This is a genomic window from Brenneria uluponensis (assembly GCF_032395385.1).
GTDB classification, from domain to species: Bacteria; Pseudomonadota; Gammaproteobacteria; order Enterobacterales; family Enterobacteriaceae; genus Prodigiosinella; species Prodigiosinella aquatilis.
The window spans coordinates 2,353,983-2,370,969 of sequence record NZ_CP135917.1 but is presented as its reverse complement, the minus strand read 5'-3'; the positions used below and the strand labels follow the sequence as shown (position 1 = coordinate 2,370,969).

Annotated in this window: 17 protein-coding genes; 7 read left to right on the top strand and 10 right to left on the bottom strand. The window is 51.4% G+C overall.

Annotation, left to right across the window (positions count from 1 at the left end):
• Positions 1-212 precede the first annotated feature (212 nt).
• Together RS889_RS10845 and RS889_RS23805 are read right to left on the bottom strand one after the other, a co-directional pair.
• Positions 213-1,652, bottom strand: a complete 1,440-nt coding sequence (locus RS889_RS10845) for a PepSY-associated TM helix domain-containing protein (protein WP_315710699.1) — start codon at positions 1,650-1,652, stop codon at positions 213-215.
• Positions 1,604-2,095, bottom strand: a complete 492-nt coding sequence (locus RS889_RS23805; protein ID WP_425475150.1) for a DUF2946 domain-containing protein — start codon at positions 2,093-2,095, stop codon at positions 1,604-1,606. The genes RS889_RS10845 and RS889_RS23805 overlap by 49 nt, the downstream gene beginning before the upstream one ends.
• A 581-nt stretch (positions 2,096-2,676) precedes the next feature.
• Between RS889_RS23805 and RS889_RS10840 the strand changes: the two genes are divergently transcribed.
• Complete coding sequence (locus tag RS889_RS10840) at positions 2,677-3,360, top strand: HAD family hydrolase (RefSeq protein WP_315710697.1); 684 nt, start codon at positions 2,677-2,679, stop codon at positions 3,358-3,360.
• Positions 3,361-3,522: 162 nt separating this feature from the next.
• Here the strand turns inward: RS889_RS10840 and RS889_RS10835 are convergent, their stop codons facing one another.
• From RS889_RS10835 to RS889_RS10815, 5 genes are read right to left on the bottom strand one after another with little or no spacing between them, the layout of a single operon-like run.
• Positions 3,523-4,101 (bottom strand): TerD family protein, encoded by a 579-nt coding sequence (locus RS889_RS10835; protein ID WP_315710695.1) that lies wholly within the window; start codon positions 4,099-4,101, stop codon positions 3,523-3,525.
• 52 nt (positions 4,102-4,153) lie between these two features.
• The gene (locus tag RS889_RS10830; RefSeq protein ID WP_021016094.1) at positions 4,154-5,197 is read right to left on the bottom strand and encodes a TerC/Alx family metal homeostasis membrane protein; all 1,044 of its coding nucleotides are present in this window, start codon (positions 5,195-5,197) and stop codon (positions 4,154-4,156) included.
• Positions 5,198-5,224: 27 nt separating this feature from the next.
• Positions 5,225-5,680, bottom strand: coding sequence for a tellurite resistance TerB family protein (locus tag RS889_RS10825; protein ID WP_021016095.1), 456 nt, complete (start codon positions 5,678-5,680; stop codon positions 5,225-5,227).
• Positions 5,681-5,704: 24 nt separating this feature from the next.
• On the bottom strand, positions 5,705-6,868 hold the full coding sequence (locus RS889_RS10820) for a TerD family protein (protein WP_315710693.1): 1,164 nt from the start codon (positions 6,866-6,868) through the stop codon (positions 5,705-5,707).
• The gene (locus tag RS889_RS10815) at positions 6,865-7,455 is read right to left on the bottom strand and encodes a TerD family protein (RefSeq protein WP_290183002.1); all 591 of its coding nucleotides are present in this window, start codon (positions 7,453-7,455) and stop codon (positions 6,865-6,867) included. The genes RS889_RS10820 and RS889_RS10815 overlap by 4 nt, the downstream gene beginning before the upstream one ends.
• A 351-nt stretch (positions 7,456-7,806) precedes the next feature.
• Between RS889_RS10815 and RS889_RS10810 the strand changes: the two genes are divergently transcribed.
• From RS889_RS10810 to RS889_RS10785, 6 genes are all read left to right on the top strand, one after another.
• Entirely contained in the window at positions 7,807-8,892 is a 1,086-nt protein-coding gene (locus tag RS889_RS10810) for an ATP-grasp domain-containing protein (RefSeq protein WP_315710692.1), read from the top strand.
• Positions 8,889-10,031, top strand: a complete 1,143-nt coding sequence (locus RS889_RS10805) for a phosphoribosyltransferase domain-containing protein (RefSeq protein ID WP_315710690.1) — start codon at positions 8,889-8,891, stop codon at positions 10,029-10,031. The genes RS889_RS10810 and RS889_RS10805 overlap by 4 nt, the downstream gene beginning before the upstream one ends.
• The gene (locus RS889_RS10800) at positions 10,024-10,797 is read left to right on the top strand and encodes an HAD family hydrolase (protein ID WP_315710688.1); all 774 of its coding nucleotides are present in this window, start codon (positions 10,024-10,026) and stop codon (positions 10,795-10,797) included. Before RS889_RS10805 ends, RS889_RS10800 begins: the two co-directional genes overlap by 8 nt.
• A gap of 1 nt (position 10,798) precedes the next feature.
• The gene (locus tag RS889_RS10795) at positions 10,799-11,878 is read left to right on the top strand and encodes a cysteine protease StiP family protein (protein WP_315710686.1); all 1,080 of its coding nucleotides are present in this window, start codon (positions 10,799-10,801) and stop codon (positions 11,876-11,878) included.
• Positions 11,878-12,834, top strand: coding sequence for an HpcH/HpaI aldolase/citrate lyase family protein (locus RS889_RS10790; RefSeq protein WP_315710684.1), 957 nt, complete (start codon positions 11,878-11,880; stop codon positions 12,832-12,834). The genes RS889_RS10795 and RS889_RS10790 overlap by 1 nt, the downstream gene beginning before the upstream one ends.
• Positions 12,835-12,945: 111 nt before the next feature.
• Positions 12,946-13,425 (top strand): HTH domain-containing protein, encoded by a 480-nt coding sequence (locus RS889_RS10785; RefSeq protein WP_315710683.1) that lies wholly within the window; start codon positions 12,946-12,948, stop codon positions 13,423-13,425.
• Positions 13,426-13,549: 124 nt separating this feature from the next.
• Here the strand turns inward: RS889_RS10785 and RS889_RS10780 are convergent, their stop codons facing one another.
• From RS889_RS10780 to RS889_RS10770, 3 genes are read right to left on the bottom strand one after another with little or no spacing between them, the layout of a single operon-like run.
• Complete coding sequence (locus RS889_RS10780; RefSeq protein WP_315711007.1) at positions 13,550-15,151, bottom strand: gamma-glutamyltransferase family protein; 1,602 nt, start codon at positions 15,149-15,151, stop codon at positions 13,550-13,552.
• A 14-nt stretch (positions 15,152-15,165) separates the two neighbouring features.
• The gene (locus tag RS889_RS10775; protein ID WP_315710682.1) at positions 15,166-16,038 is read right to left on the bottom strand and encodes an ABC transporter permease; all 873 of its coding nucleotides are present in this window, start codon (positions 16,036-16,038) and stop codon (positions 15,166-15,168) included.
• A 2-nt stretch (positions 16,039-16,040) separates the two neighbouring features.
• Positions 16,041-16,982: an ABC transporter permease gene (locus RS889_RS10770; protein WP_021016106.1), complete on the bottom strand. Its 942-nt coding sequence runs from the start codon at positions 16,980-16,982 to the stop codon at positions 16,041-16,043.
• Between the last annotated feature and the right edge of the window lie 5 nt (positions 16,983-16,987).

Sequence of the window (16,987 nt, the reverse complement as noted above, 5' to 3'; positions counted from 1 at the left end):
ATACACCGCAATGTTAACAATGTGTTTTCCAGAATGACACAGGCATTACCCTATGTCTATGGAGAGTCATGACAATGTGTCGGGTACTGAATGTCGCCCGGGCCGGGTTTTATTGTACAACGCCACACGTTCCCGTGTGGCGTTACTCGATTGAACTTTATCTGTATACCTGCTCAAGCTTACCGGCAAATTTCGCCTGAACATAATCAGCCTCAACAGTAGATTTTGCGTGCTTTTTTATGTCGGGAAATATCACGGTTGAGGCGTCGCCAACGCCAGATATCAATTAGCATAAAGAAAAGGAGACTGATTCCCATTACCGGCAGCGCATATCCCAACAGGACCGTGATAACTAACACCAGCATTTTCTGCAAACCATTCAACATCAGCCACGCGCCGGAAAGCGTATCCAGCGGGTTAACTCGTGCAATAGAGGGGCGTCGTAACCACCACATCCGATAACCCAGGACGATCATGCCGCACAGTGCAAAGCCAAAAAACGCCAGTACCAACTGATTCGGCAGTCCGAACAGAATCCCCATATGCGCGTCAATACCCCAACGAGTCAATTTGGCAACCAGCGGAAAGTTGTCAAACCATACATGGTCGACAATTGCAAACGTCCGCGGATTTACCGATACCGCATCCACCTGGGTCGGCCAGCTACGATCCACCTCGGTTACAGTCCATGCCTTCCCTTCTCCTTTAGGCTGACGCAATTCAACTTTTGCCGCAGAGATTCCGGCAGCTCGCGCAGCGGCAAGCACCTTATCCCAATCACTGTCAGGCTGATTTATCGCCATCTGATGAGGGGATGTATTTGCCATGTTCATTCCTGACAGGGACATACTTGCATGATGCTCAGCATGTAGATCGGTTGGCGCAGTCCGTTTTGCAACTCCGAGGTCAGTATTGACCTGTGGTGTGAGCCAGTTCAGCGAGGTGCGTAAATGATCGATATTTCCGCCCGCCCATTGCGACCAGGTTAATCCCGTTGCAGAAAAAAACAGTAATCCGGCGAGTAGCGTCAGCCCCAGCGTAATATGCCAGTATCGGGAAACAGCAAAATGGCCCTTTACCTTCTTCGCTTTGCGGCAAGGGCGAGTTCCCAGCCAGAGTACAACACCGCCCAGCGCCACGACCCAGAGCCAGGATGCCGCCAGTTCACTGTAGTTTCGTCCAGGATCGCCCAGCAATAGCCCGCGATGTAGCCGATCCAGCCACAACCGCAACGGCAACACACCGGAAGTCCCGTACACGGTCATATCACCTTTTATGTCCAGAGAATAAGGATCAACAAATATGGAACACGACTCTGAAGGTCCCAGGTCACCGCTGACAAACTGCACACGTGTAGTTTCCGTCGCCTGTGGCGCGGGCCGAACCGCATAAACTTTCAGCATTTCACCCGCATAGCGGCGGGCCGCAGTGATTTGCACAGACAGAGGTTTTGCCTCACCTACGGGCAATGCAGTCAACGCATCTTTATAAAGGTAATTTTCCAGTTGTGGCGTAAGCACATAAAGCGTTCCGGTCAGTGCCGCGACAAAAATAAAAGGCGCAACAAACAGCCCAATATAGAAGTGCAGGCGCCGGATGAGATTTAAAAACGCACCACAAACTGCCAGTGTGTTTGTCGAAGAATTTGACATGATTTCACCGTTTCAGTTATCGAAAAATATCCGACAGCGGAAGCCACTCTTTTCCGCGCGGATGATAATTTGCAACGAACTGAAACGTACGGTGGTGCTCTGGGACTATGAAAGAAAACCGCATTCAGACACAAATAAAGGGTAGGAACCGTAATACTAACCGCTTCTCGCCGGGAGGACAGCATAAGCCAGAGAGCTGGGACGAATAACCACAGTAACAACGGGACATGAATCAACAAATCGCAGTAACCGCAGGCACTGTCTTCTCCAGCGATACCATGTTGAGCTAAAGAATTCCCTGCCTCCTCTTCCATAGACGTGTTCGCCATACCGGACACACGCATAGATGAGTGCCCGGTAGGTTCACCTTTGTCATGTTGTACAGACGTCAGTAATCCCGCACACTGCAAATGCCTTGAGATTATGGGCGCACCAGACAGCATCAATATGGCGAACATCGCAACATATGTGGTCAGGCGAGCGATCAGTCGGCGCGAATACATCATTAAAAGGAATGCGTCAGAGTCAGGGAAACGAGGCTAGATGTTAAGGTTTTGCTTAGAAAAGTAAACCAAAAACAAATCGAATGTTACGAAACAAAGGAACGCAGTACACCATAATTGAAAAGCTGCCACTTTCCCAACAATATGGTTTCGGGATCAATTAGCGCCCTGCCAGGCAAGACACATGTTTCAGTTCCTCTCTGTCATCTTTAGACCAAGGAAAAAGAAAGCAAAAATAAAAGAACCAATCTGAGTACAATAGTGAGTATGAAATGATCATCCATTCCAATAAATATTATAAAACAATGAGATGGAATTTATTTCACTGTTCAACGCCATCGTCTCGTAGAGATATCTGAATATCTTTGCCGGACAGGTGAAACCATTAAAATCCACACAATTACGTGGATTTTTGTTTCTAGTGCCTGAAGTATGAGTACAATTCCGCTATCGACTATAGCAGTTGGTATCCTTCCCGCAGTTTGTTGGTAACAATCACCATAGATGGAGTGCATTAAACGATGGTTAGCGATGTATCAGGCGAGAAAAAATTACTGTCCGTCTTTGACTTTGACGGCACGTTGACCAAGCGTGACAGCTTTGTGCCTTTCCTGCGATTCGCCTTTGGTAATCGTGTATTTGCCTGGCGTCTAATGAGACTGGTATTACCCGCAATGAAATATATTGGCCGTCAGTTGACTCGCGATGAACTGAAAGATGCCTTGATCCACGCGTTCCTAAGCGGTGTCGAGGCTACGTGGGTTGAACAGAAGGCTGCCGAATTTTGCGATCGGTACTGGATGCGTTTAATGCGCCCATCCGGACTGATAGCGGTGGCAACACAGATCAACTCTGGTGCTGTCGTGACGATCTGCTCAGCGTCTCCGGCGATAGTGTTGAAACCATTCGCAGCGCGTCTGGGTATCCGGCTGATAGGTACAAATTTAGACATGAAAGATGGCGTGCTTACCGGGCGGATAAGCGGTCAAAATTGCCGATGTGCCCAGAAAGTCAAGCGTCTGGAAGCTGAGTACGGTCCACTTTCCGCATACCATCTTCGAGCCTGGGGTGATACCCGCGGAGACTATGAGATGCTGGCCGCGGCGCAGGAACCGTACTGGCGTCACTTTCACGGTGCATGGGCCAGGCGAAACCCGCCTCTCGCTATAATCAAACCGCTACACAGCAAGTCCTCTGAACAATAAAAAAAGCCCCGATGTTTTACCACCGGGGCTGTTAGGCATGGCTGATGCTTCTTTAGTTAAATACGTTGCCGCCTTTAATCAGAGAAACTACCATTCAGAACGCCTGTAACATTAAATACTCTTAGCGCAGGCAATCACCTGCTGCGTTTTACTTTGTCGCGATTAAGACGCGTTGATACCGTACTGTGCACACACGGAGTTCAACCCCCCCGCATAACCCTGACCTACTGCCCGGAATTTCCACTCGGTGCCATGGCGATATAACTCACCAAACGACATCGCGGTTTCTGTTGACGCATCTTCAGTCAGATCATAGCGAGCGACTTCAACGTGACTATCGTCATTTACCAAGCGAATGAAAGCACCAGAAACCTGGCCAAAGCTCTGGCGACGAGCCGTCGCATCGTGGATGGTGACCACGAATACGATCTTATCTACGTCTGCCGGGATCTGGTCGAGTTTGACCTTCAGTGCTTCATCATCACCATCGCCTTCACCTGTGCGGTTATCACCCGTGTGCAGAACGGAACCATCAGATGATTTCAGATTATTATAGAAAATGAAGTCTGCATCTCCGCGTACCTTGCCATTGCTGGCAAGCAGAAACGCTGACGCATCAAGGTCAAAATCCTGTCCATCAGTTGAGCGAGCATCCCAGCCCAGACCCACCAACATATTTTTCATTGTTGGTGCTTCTTTGCTTAAAGAAACATTACCACCTTTAGAAAGAGAAACTCCCATAATTACATCCTCAATATTAACGTTGATATTCAAAGTGGAGTGATAAGGGGGATTAGCCCGCTTTTCCTTCCTCAGCTTCAGGTTTACCGGGGAACAGCACACTGATAATAATACCCAGAGCCAGAACCCCTAGAACTACCAGCAGACTCACATTGGCAGATATTTCGTAGCCGTGATGCCACAGATGGTCGGTTGCATTGAGACCCAGTTTCACCGCAATGAAGAACAGCAGCACGATGACCGCTTTTTCAAGATGAACCAGGTATTGCTTGAGTGCTTCCAGAACAAAGTACATGGTACGCAGACCAAGGATGGCGAACATCATGGCGCTATATACGATCAGTGGTTCACGACTCACCGCAATGACAGCCGGAACAGAGTCAAAGGCAAACATCACGTCAGATAGTTCAACTACCGCCAGACAGAGCATCAGCGGAGTCGCGTAAAGGAGTGCCTTTCCTGCACGCCCGACATTGATATCTTTGTTTTCCGGTTTGGCAAGCTCGGCATTTACTTCCTTCTGGCTCAACAGAAAACTGTGCCCTTTTAATTTGGGCCAAATAGGGAAGAAACGCTTCACGAGTCGGTAGGCAATGTGCTGTGAATAATCTTCAATAGCCTCGTCGTCGCCACTCTTTTTGAGCATCATCACGGCGGTCCAGGCAACGACCAGCGCAAAGACAATGTCGACCCACGGCCCCAATGTTAACAACCCGGCCCCGATGGTAACAAAGATGCCCCGGAACACGATGGCGCCGATGACCCCCAGGTACAGAACGCGATGCCGGTAGTTATCCGGTATTGAAAACCACGAGAAGATAGCCATCATTACAAACAGGTTGTCAATCGACAGGACTTTCTCCAATGCATACCCGGTAACAAACAGGCTTGCCACTTCAGCACCATGATGAATGTAGAGAAAACCGGCAAATAGCATGGAAATGGCGATCCAGAAAACTGTCCATAGCGCCGCGCTTTTTAATGAAATCGGCTCGTCATGACGGTGCATGAACAAGTCGACAAAAATGGCCCCGATAGCCAGAACAACAAAAACCGTAACGGTTTCAGCCGGGAAACCAATATGCGTGGATACCATAATAGCCCTTAAGCCAGTGTATTAAAGTTAGAGACCAAATTCCGCTGCGGTAAAGCCAAGCGCCACAGCAATTTCGCGAACCGCACTTTGCTCATCCTGATCGAAGTTACCATCGCTTTTGGCAACAGCGATCCCGACACGAACAGCCAACTGAGCGGCTTCTGGCTGATCTTTCAGTGCCAGAATGTATTTCATGGTTTCGCCTTTACCAATGTCATAGTCAAAGTTAAAGCTGGTCACCAGTTCGTTAAAGAATTCGATGACTTCTTTAGTTTCAAATACTTTTAACTCAGGTGAAGCCTGAAGAAAGCCGATCATCTTTTGCTTTTCTTCGGCACTGACTCCATCGCTGGCTACAGCGATCCGGGCACACACGGCCACCGTACCCTGCATGAACTTTTTGTTCTTATAACGCCCGACCTGTTTGGTCAACTCACTACGACCGGCATTGATTGCGTCTTTAACTTTGTCGAAGATACCCATGTCTAATCCTCTTATTTTAAATAATTATTTAGAACCAGCAGTCCAATGGAAACCCCAGCCAAATGCTTTATCCATCTCCCGATGGCCACTGAAGAACTGGTTGATACGCTCAACCTTTATTGCCCCGTTCTCATTCACCAAGCGCGCAATCGCACACATGCTATGGCGGTTAGATCCTTCCGTTAAACGAGACTCGATCGGGGGTTGATCGGGCATATGGATTGTCACCACACCGTCTGTTTTATCCCAGCTCGCCACACCCTCATAGATGAAGGCAAAAATTAGAACTTGTCGAATATTTTTCCATTCACGACCATTGATGTGCAGCCATTCACCGTCGCTGACCTGACCGGTGCGGTCATCACCTTGCAACTCAACGAACGGTTCACGGTCAAATGCCCCAAATCGATTACCCAATGCCTGAATGACATCTTTTGTACCGCTTTGTTGTTCAACAAACGCCCCCAAATCGAGATCAATACCTTTGGATTTACTGAACATGCCGAGCAAACCACCAGAAGAACCGTCGCCCTGATTCCAGTTGAGGTTGATTCGGATTTGGCCGAAATTATCTCGCTTGGCAAGGCTGATAGCCGGTTTCTCTTTGGTCAGAGACACTTTGCTCAGGCTGATTTTTGCAGGTTCCGGTGCAGGGGCTGGCGCGGGGCTCGGCGTACCGGTGGGTGCCGGAGAGTCACTGATATCAACGCCAAAATGTTCAGCCAGGGGTTTAAGCCCGCCGTTGAAACCTTGAGCGATAAAGCGGAATTTCCACTCCGTATTTCGTCGATAGAGTTCACCCAGGATCAGCGCAGCTTCCTGACGCCCGAGAATATCGACGTTCCCCACGAGCAATACGCTGCCGTTCAATTCAACTTGCACGGAGAGGTGCTTAAGGCCCGACAGCGTCAAATTACCGTCACAAGTAGCCGTAAACGCTAACTTTTGCACTTCTGGCCGCAAGCGGCTGATATCGACGGTAAACGCGGTATCCGTTCCAGCCCCGGAGAGCCGAACAGACGTATCGTCATTCACCGGCTGGCCGTAAAACACCATGTCGGCATCGCCCTGCACTTTACCTGAAGCATAGAGACGGAACGCAGAGGCGTCGACCGGAACACCAGAGATAACACGAACGGTCAGCAGTTGTGAAAGTACGGGAGCATTCCCCCCTGGCGTCATCGTCATTGGCGCACCACCGTTGCAACGATATCTGCCTGCATATTATCAATGGTGCGGCCGCTTGAGGCTTTACCGTGAGCGGTGAAATCCCAGTTACCACCATTACGATACAAAGAGGCAATGATGATACCCGTGTGAGATCCCTGCTCAGTCAGTTGGTAACGTGCAAGTTCTTCCCCAGCCTGATCGACCACTCGGCAGAACGCGTTATCGACCTCATTGAAAGTCTGGCCCCGGAAGCTGTTTACCGTGAACGCGAGATACTCGACTTGCGATGGCAGGTGGGCCAAGTCTACGGTGATCACTTCGTCGTCGCCCTCACCTTCACCAGTCAGGTTGTCCCCCAAATGCACAACGGAGCCACAATTTGATTTCAGTTTTCTAAACCAAATAGTATCGAGGGCTTTTCCCGTGCTGTCTAACAAAACGCAACCCGCGTCTAAATCAATTGAGTCGCTACCACCGCCAAACAGACTGCTTAATAACCCTTTTTTCTTCTTTAATGGATCCCACCCCAAACCAAATTGAAGTTGATTTAGAGAAGATGTTTTTTTGCTGAGTGAAACGGTTTGGTTTTTACTTAATGAAACCATTATTTATTCCTTCAGATATAGATTGAGTCATTATTTATTCCTTCAGCGATAGGGTGAGCCATTATTTCTTAAATTTTTAATTCATATACTGAAAAAATCATATCATGATGCAGTTACCACACAACCCATAATTTAGTCTTCTTTTGTATGTTAATTTTTAACATATTGTTTTAAATTGATTTTTATTTTATTTTTTACACTAACTGACATATTTTTTCAGAAAATATAAGAATTGTTTTGTAATAATTCACGCAGCCATAAAAATCATATCATGATTGACATGAGTAAAATGTCTACTTAGACTCGTAGATTGATTTTTCCTCACCTCTCATTATTGGAATATAAAAACCGATGAGTCATGTAATTTGGATAATGGAAGGTTTGTCATCACAACGTGATATTATTTTAGGCATTAAAGATTATTGTAAAAAAATTAATAAAAACGTCACTCTTATTGCATCTCATCGCCACAGTCGAAATGAAATACTTTCTCTAGCTGATATTGCGTTGATCGAGCCTCATGAAGATGAGCAGCGTCTGGCCTTTATTACTGCAACCGTGAAGCGCTATGGCGTTAGCGTCATCCATACGGGGCGTAACTGCCAGTGGTTCGAAACACACCGTCAGGATATTGAGGTTTTGGGCGTCGCGTTGACAACCGGCGCCACAAGCACCGCTATGTTTGAGCTGGCCAATGATAAGGTCAAGTTCGCCAATTTCATGAAAGAGCATGGTCTCCCGGTTGTGCCGTCCATTCGCGTGGAGACAGCCAGAGAATTGCGTTATCATATTGAAACTAATAGGCATTCTCCTTCCGGTAAAAAATTGCTCTGTGTGAAACCCGTCACCGGTATTTATGGCATGGGATTCTGGCATTTTGATGACAATGCCAGTGCAATGGCAGCATTCACACATCCTGATAGCCGCGAAGTACACCCTGAGATTTACCTGCATGCGCTAGAGCAACAGGACGCCCTCGAACCGTTAGTGTTAATGCCCTACCTGCCCGGCCCTGAGTACTCGGTCGACATGCTGGTGGAGCGGGGAAAGGTCATCGCGGCAGTCGCCCGCCGTAAAGAAGGTGCTCTGCAATATCTTGAGCAATCAGGCCCGGCCTATGAACTAGGAAAGTCTTGTGCTGAGCTTATGCAAGCTGATGGTCTGGTGAATGTTCAGACCCGAGACAATGACAATGGCGCGCCAGTGTTACTTGAAATCAACCTGCGTCCATCAGGCGGCATTGGTTATACCCGCCATAGCGGCGTAAATCTGTCGGGTCTATTTGCCATGCGCCAGCTCGGTTTTATCGAAGAGTCGGAAGCTGTTATCGCCGAGACAACGGGCAATTTCACCCCCGCTGTCGTGCGCTCATTCATCGATGTAGGGGTCTACAACCCGACACTGAATAATCTATCCTTTAGTAAAGGTGATACATGAGTACTTTCAATGCACTCCCTGTCTATCGCCGGGAACTCTCCAGCGGTACGCTGACCGTCACTCCGACTGGCGGCACACATTCTCTGGATACCTTATTTGATATTGCTGAGCGCCGGAACCCAAAGCGCGCATTTTTATTCGTCAGTAAAGTGCTGGGGAGGCATATCCCGGTATCCCCCTTTACCATACGTTCGGCCTATCGGCAGTTGGCGCAGCAAATTCCGTCTGACCTGCCTGGACCGGTACTCTTTATTGGTATGGCGGAAACCGCCGTGGGGTTGGGTGCCGGCGTCTTTGATGAAGCAATGCGTCACTTTGAGCACTCAGTGTATTTGAGCTCCACACGTCATCCGATGAAGGGTGAACTGCTGTGTGAGTTTAAAGAAAACCACAGTCACGCTACGGATCACCTTCTTTATCACCCTACCGACCCGATATTGCGTGCTCGCGTGCGTGATGCACGCAGCCTGGTGCTGGTGGATGACGAAGCCACCACCGGCAATACCTTCATTAATTTGCTGGAGTCGCTGCGCGTGCATGCCGGCCTGACGCAACTGGAGCGCGTTGTAACCGTGACGTTGACCGACTGGAGCGGCAATGCAATTGAGGCACAATGTCCGCTACCTGTAACCACGGTTTCTCTCATTCAGGGCGACTGGCATTGGGAGAAAAATCCCAATGCCCCTATCCCAGTCATGCCTTGCGTTAGCAAGACTGCCACCGGAAACGTACCGATCACCGGCAAACAGAGTTGGGGTCGCCTTGGGATGGCAGCACCAGCACGTGATCTGGGCAATGCTATTACAACATCATCTGGAGAAAAGATCCTGGTGCTGGGATCCGGGGAGTTTGTCTGGGAACCATTACTGCTGGCCGAACGTCTCGAAAACGCAGGGGCGCAGGTCAAATTCAGCTGTACGACCCGGTCACCAATTGCTACCGGGTTTGCCATTGAATCGACCATTGCCTTCGCAGACAACTATGGCTTGGGTATTCCTAACTTTGTGTATAACGTTGCCCACCAGCTGTTTGACCGAATTCTGCTGTGTGTCGAAACACCAGCCGACAGTGTCGATCCGTCACTGCTGGACGCGCTTAACCGTGTTGCCCCCACAGTAGAAGTCATCTCCTATGAATAAACCCGTTATTCTTTCAGATCTCGATGACACCCTGTTTCAGACGCGTCGCAAGATGGTCGATGAACTGGCGCAGAAACCTTTCCGTCCGGGTGCATTAGATCGCTCCATGACCCCACGCAGCTTTATGAGTGAAGAGCAGTCTATGCTGGTGGACTGGTTGCTTGAACATGCTGACGTTATTCCAGTGACGGCCCGTGGCACCGAAGAGATAAGCCGCGTCACTATCCCCTTTCGCTCATGGTCTATTACGACTCACGGTGCAGTGATCCTCACGCCAGAAGGAGATCCTGACGAGGAATGGAAAGCGCACATGTTGGCCAGTCTGGCGGTATACCGTGAACGTCTGCTCGACCTACAAGGTGGCATCACCACGCTAATGGCAGAACGTAATGTCAACGGCTGGGCGCGGATCAACTACGAATACAACGATACACCCGTGTATCTGGTGATGAAACACACTGACAGTACCCGACTCGAAGAGCTGTACACCCTCGGCGATGAAATCGAAGGCAAGTTCTCATCCGAAGGGTTTTACATCCATCGCAACAGCAACAATATTGCGTGGTTACCCATGCCCGTAGAAAAAGGCCTCGCCACACAATTCCTGCTCAATAAGCTGCGGGCAGAACGCGGCGTGTTTCCGGTCATTGGGCTGGGAGATAGCCTCAGCGACCATCGGTTTATGAAGCTGTGCAACTGGTTTGGGATGCCACAACAAAGCCAGTTCGCCAGGCAGATCAGCACCCACATTTTCGGAGAGGAATAATATGCAAGCATTCACCCCGTTTTCTGGCTCATATCTCCCGAATGACGTTCACTTTCTGCTCAAACTGGTGGAAATGGAAATGACGCCGGTCGAGATGAAGGAGCAACTTATTCAGTCTGGCGCCAGGCATTACTCAGACATGTTGAGTCAAGAACCCGAGCCGACGGACTGGCATCTGGATCTGTTTGCGCGAGCGCTCGATCAAGGGGCCGTTCGGCTGGCGACTGAAGTGGTTATGCTGGCCAAGGCATTGGTGAACCGTTTTGGCGATACACCGATTGTCTTGGTCAGCCTGGTGCGTGCTGGCGTCCCTTTGGGCGTCATGTTGCACCAGACGTTACGGGCAATGGGAAAGCGCTCACATCATTACGGGATAAGCATCATCCGCGACCGGGGTATTGATGAAACCGCTATGGATTGGATCGAGGCACAGCACGGCACCGATGGGGTAGTGTTTGTTGACGGCTGGACGGGAAAAGGCGCGATTACCCGTCAGCTACAACAGTCGCTGTCCGGGCGTCCAGGTTACCCGTTTCGACCACGATTAGTGGTGCTGGCTGATCCGTGCGGATGTTCGTGGCTGGCTGCCAGTGACGATGATTGGCTGATCCCGTTCGGTATCATGGGAGCCCCCGTATCCGGGCTCATCTCGCGCTCTATCTGGTCGTCAGAAGGTCTGCACGGTTGTGTGAAGTGCAACCACCTTAGCCCGTTCGAATGTAGCCGACAGTTGGTTGATACAGTGGCGGATTGTCGCGAAAAACTCGATATCAAAGCGATTGCCCCCAGCCAGTGGGAGCCAGAAAATTACGCGCACCTGAAAGTGCAGAGCGAGCAAGTCATTACGGCGCTGACCGAGGAGTACCATATTTCCAGTATCAATCGGATTAAACCCGGTATTGCAGAAGCGACGCGTGCCGTATTGCGCCGGGTTCCGGAACATGTGCTGGTTCGTTCAGTAGACGATCCTGATGTGGCCCTGCTGGTATATCTGGCCCGCGAAAAGAACATCACCATCACTGAAGTGGGTGACCGTATCGGACAATACCGCGCTGTCACCATTATTAAGAAGGTTCACTGATGACAAAGAGACTATCTCCCTATCGGCTGGGCGCCACACTCTACATGCCTGCGACGCGCACTGACATCACCCAATGTGTGTTGAATAATGAAATTGAGGGGCTACGCTCTATCGTCATCTGTCTTGAGGATGCCGTCAGTGAAACGGACGTGCCTGTTGCCCTGCACAACGTAAAGCAAGTGCTGTCAGCGCTAACCCGTGCGAAAGAGGCTGGTTATGGTGCCGAATGGCCGCTGGTGTTTATCCGTCCGCGCCATGCTGAAATGGGTAAGCTACTGACTGAAACAGAAAGTCTCACTCCGATTGACGGACTGGTGCTCCCCAAATTCACCCTGGCTTCCCTGCCAGTGTGGTGGGCTATCGTAAAGGACACGCACTTGTGCATGATGCCAACACTGGAGACCGAAGATGTCTTTGATGTAGTACAAATGCGTAAGCTGGCCACGGTGCTGGTAGACCATCCTTGTCATGATCGAATCATCGCATTGCGTATCGGTGGCAATGACCTGATGAATGTCATCTCGCTACGCCGTCCACGCTATCTCACGTTGTATGACAGCCCTATGGGATATGTCATTAAAATGCTGGTGGCTGTGTTCGGTTCACGTGACTTCGCCCTGACCTCACCGGTGTGTGAACATATTGATGACCATGAAGTGATGGAGCGTGAGCTGGCGCTCGACATGGCGCACGGACTGGTAGGCAAGACGGCCATTCACCCAAATCAAATCGCCAAGATCGAACAGGCGCTCATGGTGTCATCTGCTGATCATGCAGATGCCCTGCGGATCCTTAACTCCAGCCAGGCTGTTTTCAAATCACAGGGCGCGATGTGTGAACCGGCGACCCACCGCCGCTGGGCCGCACGAATCCTCGAACAGGCACAGATTTACGGCATTGCCCAGGATAGCGCGCAAGATGCCGTCAGGTTCATCACGTTAACAAATCAAAGCTGAGGATAGACAAGTGAAATTCATATTCCGAAAAGCGCTCAGCATCACTCCAGATGTATACCTGAATATGAGCAACAGCACTCCCCTTAAATTGACGACAGGCACTGAATAATCATGCAACTCAGCACCCGACAAGCACGCATTTTCCGATTGGCGATCCTGTTGAGTTCCAGGCACCCTGTATCGGCGAAGAAAATCATCACTCAGCTTGCCTGTTCAGAACCCACATTAACGCGTGCCCTGAAAGAGCTACGAGACAGTTATTCAGCCGATATAAAATACAGTAAGGCAACGCATACTTATCAACTTATCGAGTCAAAGCTGCTGGATAAAAAAGCCTTAAAATGGATGAATGATGTATTAACCGCGAGTGGAGAGCTAAAGTCAGGAGATGTTGTGAGACAAGTATCTCTGGACAAAGAAAAAAAGAAATCTGTCTCGCTCTCTCTACGGATGTCAGTGTTAAGAAGAATCGACCAGTTATCCATTCTCGCCAACACCACCCGCAGCGATGTCGTGGAACTGTTAGTAGACCGGCATATTGCAGCGTTATCCTCTTCACTAATACCAAATGGTCAACAGGCGCAAAAGTAACGTTGAGATCTCTCCGTCAAGATAGATGACGAGGTGTGTCCTGAAGGATAGTCTTCTGGACACCCGGCGACGTCGGCTTGACGCTTAACGGCGAGCTCAACGTCAGACCCCATCGGATAACACGTCAGAACACCAACGCCTGACCATCCTTGCGGCTTTCGGTGGCGGCAATGTAACCGCCGTGCGGATTGCGCATCACTACTTGCGCACCGCCAAAACTGTAAGTTTGCAGCGGATCTTCCACCACCACGTCATGGCCCATGTCGCGCAGCGCTGCCAGTGTATTACGCGCCAGCGACGGTTCCACTACCACTCGACGTCCCTGTTCCACCCGCCAGCGTGGCGCATCAATCGCCGCCTGAGGGTTCTGACCGTGCAGCATGATGCGCAATGCCATCTGCAAGTGTCCCTGCGCCTGCATCGGTCCCCCCATCACACCAAACGACATCAGCGGCTGGCCGTGCGTATCCAGCGCAAACGCCGGAATAATGGTGTGGAAAGCGCGTTTTCCGCCCGCCACCTGGTTCGGATGCCCTTCCTCCAGCACAAACCCCGCACCGCGATTTTGCAAGCTGATGCCGGTGCCAGGCACCACCACTCCGGAGCCGAACCCCATGTAGTTGGACTGAATAAACGACACCATCATGCCACTGGCATCGGCGGTAGACAGATATACCGTGCCACTCTGGTTGGGGGCGCCAAAGGTGAAATCACCGGCCTGTTGCGGATCAATCAACGCCGCGCGTTGTTTAAGGTAGTCATCACACAACAATTTTTCAGCCGGGAATGCCATGTGTGCGGCATCCGCCACATAACGATCCAGATCCGCCAGCGCCAGTTTCATGGCTTCAATCGACAGGTGCAGCCACTGTACGGAGTCCGGCACGTAGCGACCGATATCCCACTGTTCGAGAATGCCGAGCGCGATCAATGTCGCAATACCTTGTCCGTTGGGCGGTAATTCATGCACCGAGCCACCGGCAAACGACCGGGACAGTGTCGGCACCCAATCGGCACGGTGGCGGCTCAAATCCGCCAGCGTCAATGCCGCCTGGTGTTCATCGGCAAACGCGGCGATCTTATGAGCCAGCTCTCCACGGTAAAAAGTTTCGCCGTTGGTGGCAGCGATTTTTTCCAGCGAATCCGCCAGATCGGGATTACGGAAGATCTCACCCGCTCGCGGTACACAACCTTGCGGCGCAAAACAGGCACTGAAACCGGGCTGATCGTGCAACTTGTCATAACCTCGCTGCCACAGATGCGCGATCAACGGCGACACCGGAAAACCCTGGCGGGCATACTCGATTGCCGGTTGCGCCAGCGTGGTCAGTGGTAATGAACCAAAACGTTCCGCCAGCGCCACCCAGGCGGAAACCACACCCGGCACAATCACCGACTCCCAGCCCTTTTCAGGCATCTTTGTCAGGTGAGAAAAGCGCTCGGGTGACCAGGCAGCCGGAGACCGACCCGAGGCATTGAGCGCATGCAGTTGCTGCCCGTCCCAGACGATGGCGAACGCATCACTGCCAAGACCATTCCCCGTCGGCTCCACCACCGTCAGCGTCATGGCGGTGGCGATCGCCGCATCTACGGCGTTACCACCGGCCAGCAACATGCGCAGCCCAGCCTGTGCCGCCAGCGGTTGCGACGTTGCCACCGCGTTATCCCCCATCATCGGTACACGCCAGGACGGATACCCTACGGAAAAATCAACAGCTCCACTCATCATGGTTCCTTTTATCAGTCGTTACGCGGATCAAGCGCATCTCGCAGTCCATCACCCAGCAGGTTGAAACCCTGCACCGTGAGAAAAATAGCCAGCCCCGGAAACACCGACATCCAGGGAGACTGTTCCATATAGCCTTTGGCCGTATTCAACATCGCGCCCCACGACGGCGCAGGCGGCTGCTGTCCCAGACCAAGAAATGACAGGCTGGCCTCGGTGATGATCGCCGCCGCAATCGCCAGCGTCGCCTGCACCAGAATCGGCGATAACACATTCGGCAATACGTAGCGCAACACAATCCAGCGGTCTGGCAGACCGATAGCCCGTGCGCTATCGATATACTCTTCGTTACGGATCGCCATTACCTGCCCGCGGGTCAGACGAGCAAAAATCGGCATCGCCGACAACCCGATGGCGATCATGGCATTACTAAGGCTGGGGCCAAGAAATGCCCCCAACGCAATCGCCAGAATCAGGAACGGACATGCCAACAGTGCTTCAATAACCCGTGAAATCACACCATCCCACAGCTTCTGCCAGTAACCGGCAATCAGTCCCAGCGGCACGCCGATCACCAGCGCAATCATCACCGAGACCCCCCCGGCCAGTAATGAGGTTCGCGCTCCCCAAATCAGACGGGAGAGGATATCGCGCCCTAGCTCATCAGTACCCAACCAGTACAACGTCGATGGCGGCTTGCGCACCGCCAAAAAGTTGGTCTTAATCGGATCAAACGGCGCCAACCAGGGGGCCAGCAGTGCCAGCGTTATAAACAGCGTGACAGTCACCGCTCCCGCCAGCGCACTTTTATTGCGCAAAAACTTGCCAAGCACCCTACTGCGCGGTTTGCGCAGCACAGCGTTATAGGAAACCAGCGCATCACTCATCGTCAGCCTCGCATTTTCGGGTTAATCAGCAGGTACAGCACGTCCGCCAGTAGGTTGAGTAACAGGAAACTGATCGCCACCACCATCACCACCCCCTGCACTACCGCATAATCCCGATTGAACACTGCATCGACAATCATCTTGCCAAAACCAGGTAGGGTGAATACCTGCTCAGTGAGCACCGCCCCACCCAGTAGTTCACCAAACAATAACGTGGTCAGGGTGATCACCGGCACCAGCGCGTTGCGAAACGCATGCTTGAGAATCACCCTACCCGGCAGCAATCCCTTGGCGCGGGCGGTACGGATGTAATCTGCCTGCAACACGTCGATCATCGCCGCCCGGGTATGGCGCATCAACGTCGCCGCCAACCCGGTGCCTAACACCAGCGCTGGCAGTAGCAACGTTTTGAGGTTCTGCGCCAGATCCTCTCCCGGCGGCACATAACCGGAGGCCGGCAACCATTGCAGGTGCACTGAAAACAGCATAATCAGTAAGATCCCCAGCCAGAAATGCGGTACCGATATGCCGGAAAGCGCCAGCAGATTGGTAGTGCGATCGACCCAGCTGTCCTTGCGTACCGCCGCGATAATGCCGGCACTGATACCCATCGTCAGCGCCACCAGCATCGCCAGCAGCGACAACTCCAGCGTCACTGGCAACTTGCTGGCAATCAACGTCGTTACCGGCTCTTTGGTGCGTAGCGATATTCCCAAATTTCCCTGTAGCGCATCCTCTATCCAGTAAAGGTACTGCGACGAAAGGGGATCATTTAGATGATAAGCTTCCCTAAGTTGCGCGATCACCGCGGGATCCCGCTCCTCACCCGCCATCGCCAGCACCGGATCGCCCGGCAGCAGTTTCTGCAAAGCAAACACCATGATACTAACCAGTAACAGCGTGGGGATTGCCAGCAACAGACGCTTCCCAATCAACTCAAGCATGGTCG

What these genes read in the sequence shown, in the direction of transcription:
- RS889_RS10845 (WP_315710699.1), bottom strand. Translation starts at nt 1,652, where the DNA reads ATGTCAAATTCTTCGACAAACACACTGGCAGTTTGTGGTGCGTTTTTA.
- RS889_RS23805 (WP_425475150.1), bottom strand. Translation starts at nt 2,095, where the DNA reads ATGCTGTCTGGTGCGCCCATAATCTCAAGGCATTTGCAGTGTGCGGGA.
- RS889_RS10840 (WP_315710697.1), top strand. Translation starts at nt 2,677, where the DNA reads ATGGTTAGCGATGTATCAGGCGAGAAAAAATTACTGTCCGTCTTTGAC.
- RS889_RS10835 (WP_315710695.1), bottom strand. Translation starts at nt 4,101, where the DNA reads ATGGGAGTTTCTCTTTCTAAAGGTGGTAATGTTTCTTTAAGCAAAGAA.
- RS889_RS10830 (WP_021016094.1), bottom strand. Translation starts at nt 5,197, where the DNA reads ATGGTATCCACGCATATTGGTTTCCCGGCTGAAACCGTTACGGTTTTT.
- RS889_RS10825 (WP_021016095.1), bottom strand. Translation starts at nt 5,680, where the DNA reads ATGGGTATCTTCGACAAAGTTAAAGACGCAATCAATGCCGGTCGTAGT.
- RS889_RS10820 (WP_315710693.1), bottom strand. Translation starts at nt 6,868, where the DNA reads ATGACGATGACGCCAGGGGGGAATGCTCCCGTACTTTCACAACTGCTG.
- RS889_RS10815 (WP_290183002.1), bottom strand. Translation starts at nt 7,455, where the DNA reads ATGGTTTCATTAAGTAAAAACCAAACCGTTTCACTCAGCAAAAAAACA.
- RS889_RS10810 (WP_315710692.1), top strand. Translation starts at nt 7,807, where the DNA reads ATGAGTCATGTAATTTGGATAATGGAAGGTTTGTCATCACAACGTGAT.
- RS889_RS10805 (WP_315710690.1), top strand. Translation starts at nt 8,889, where the DNA reads ATGAGTACTTTCAATGCACTCCCTGTCTATCGCCGGGAACTCTCCAGC.
- RS889_RS10800 (WP_315710688.1), top strand. Translation starts at nt 10,024, where the DNA reads ATGAATAAACCCGTTATTCTTTCAGATCTCGATGACACCCTGTTTCAG.
- RS889_RS10795 (WP_315710686.1), top strand. Translation starts at nt 10,799, where the DNA reads ATGCAAGCATTCACCCCGTTTTCTGGCTCATATCTCCCGAATGACGTT.
- RS889_RS10790 (WP_315710684.1), top strand. Translation starts at nt 11,878, where the DNA reads ATGACAAAGAGACTATCTCCCTATCGGCTGGGCGCCACACTCTACATG.
- RS889_RS10785 (WP_315710683.1), top strand. Translation starts at nt 12,946, where the DNA reads ATGCAACTCAGCACCCGACAAGCACGCATTTTCCGATTGGCGATCCTG.
- RS889_RS10780 (WP_315711007.1), bottom strand. Translation starts at nt 15,151, where the DNA reads ATGAGTGGAGCTGTTGATTTTTCCGTAGGGTATCCGTCCTGGCGTGTA.
- RS889_RS10775 (WP_315710682.1), bottom strand. Translation starts at nt 16,038, where the DNA reads ATGAGTGATGCGCTGGTTTCCTATAACGCTGTGCTGCGCAAACCGCGC.
- RS889_RS10770 (WP_021016106.1), bottom strand. Translation starts at nt 16,982, where the DNA reads ATGCTTGAGTTGATTGGGAAGCGTCTGTTGCTGGCAATCCCCACGCTG.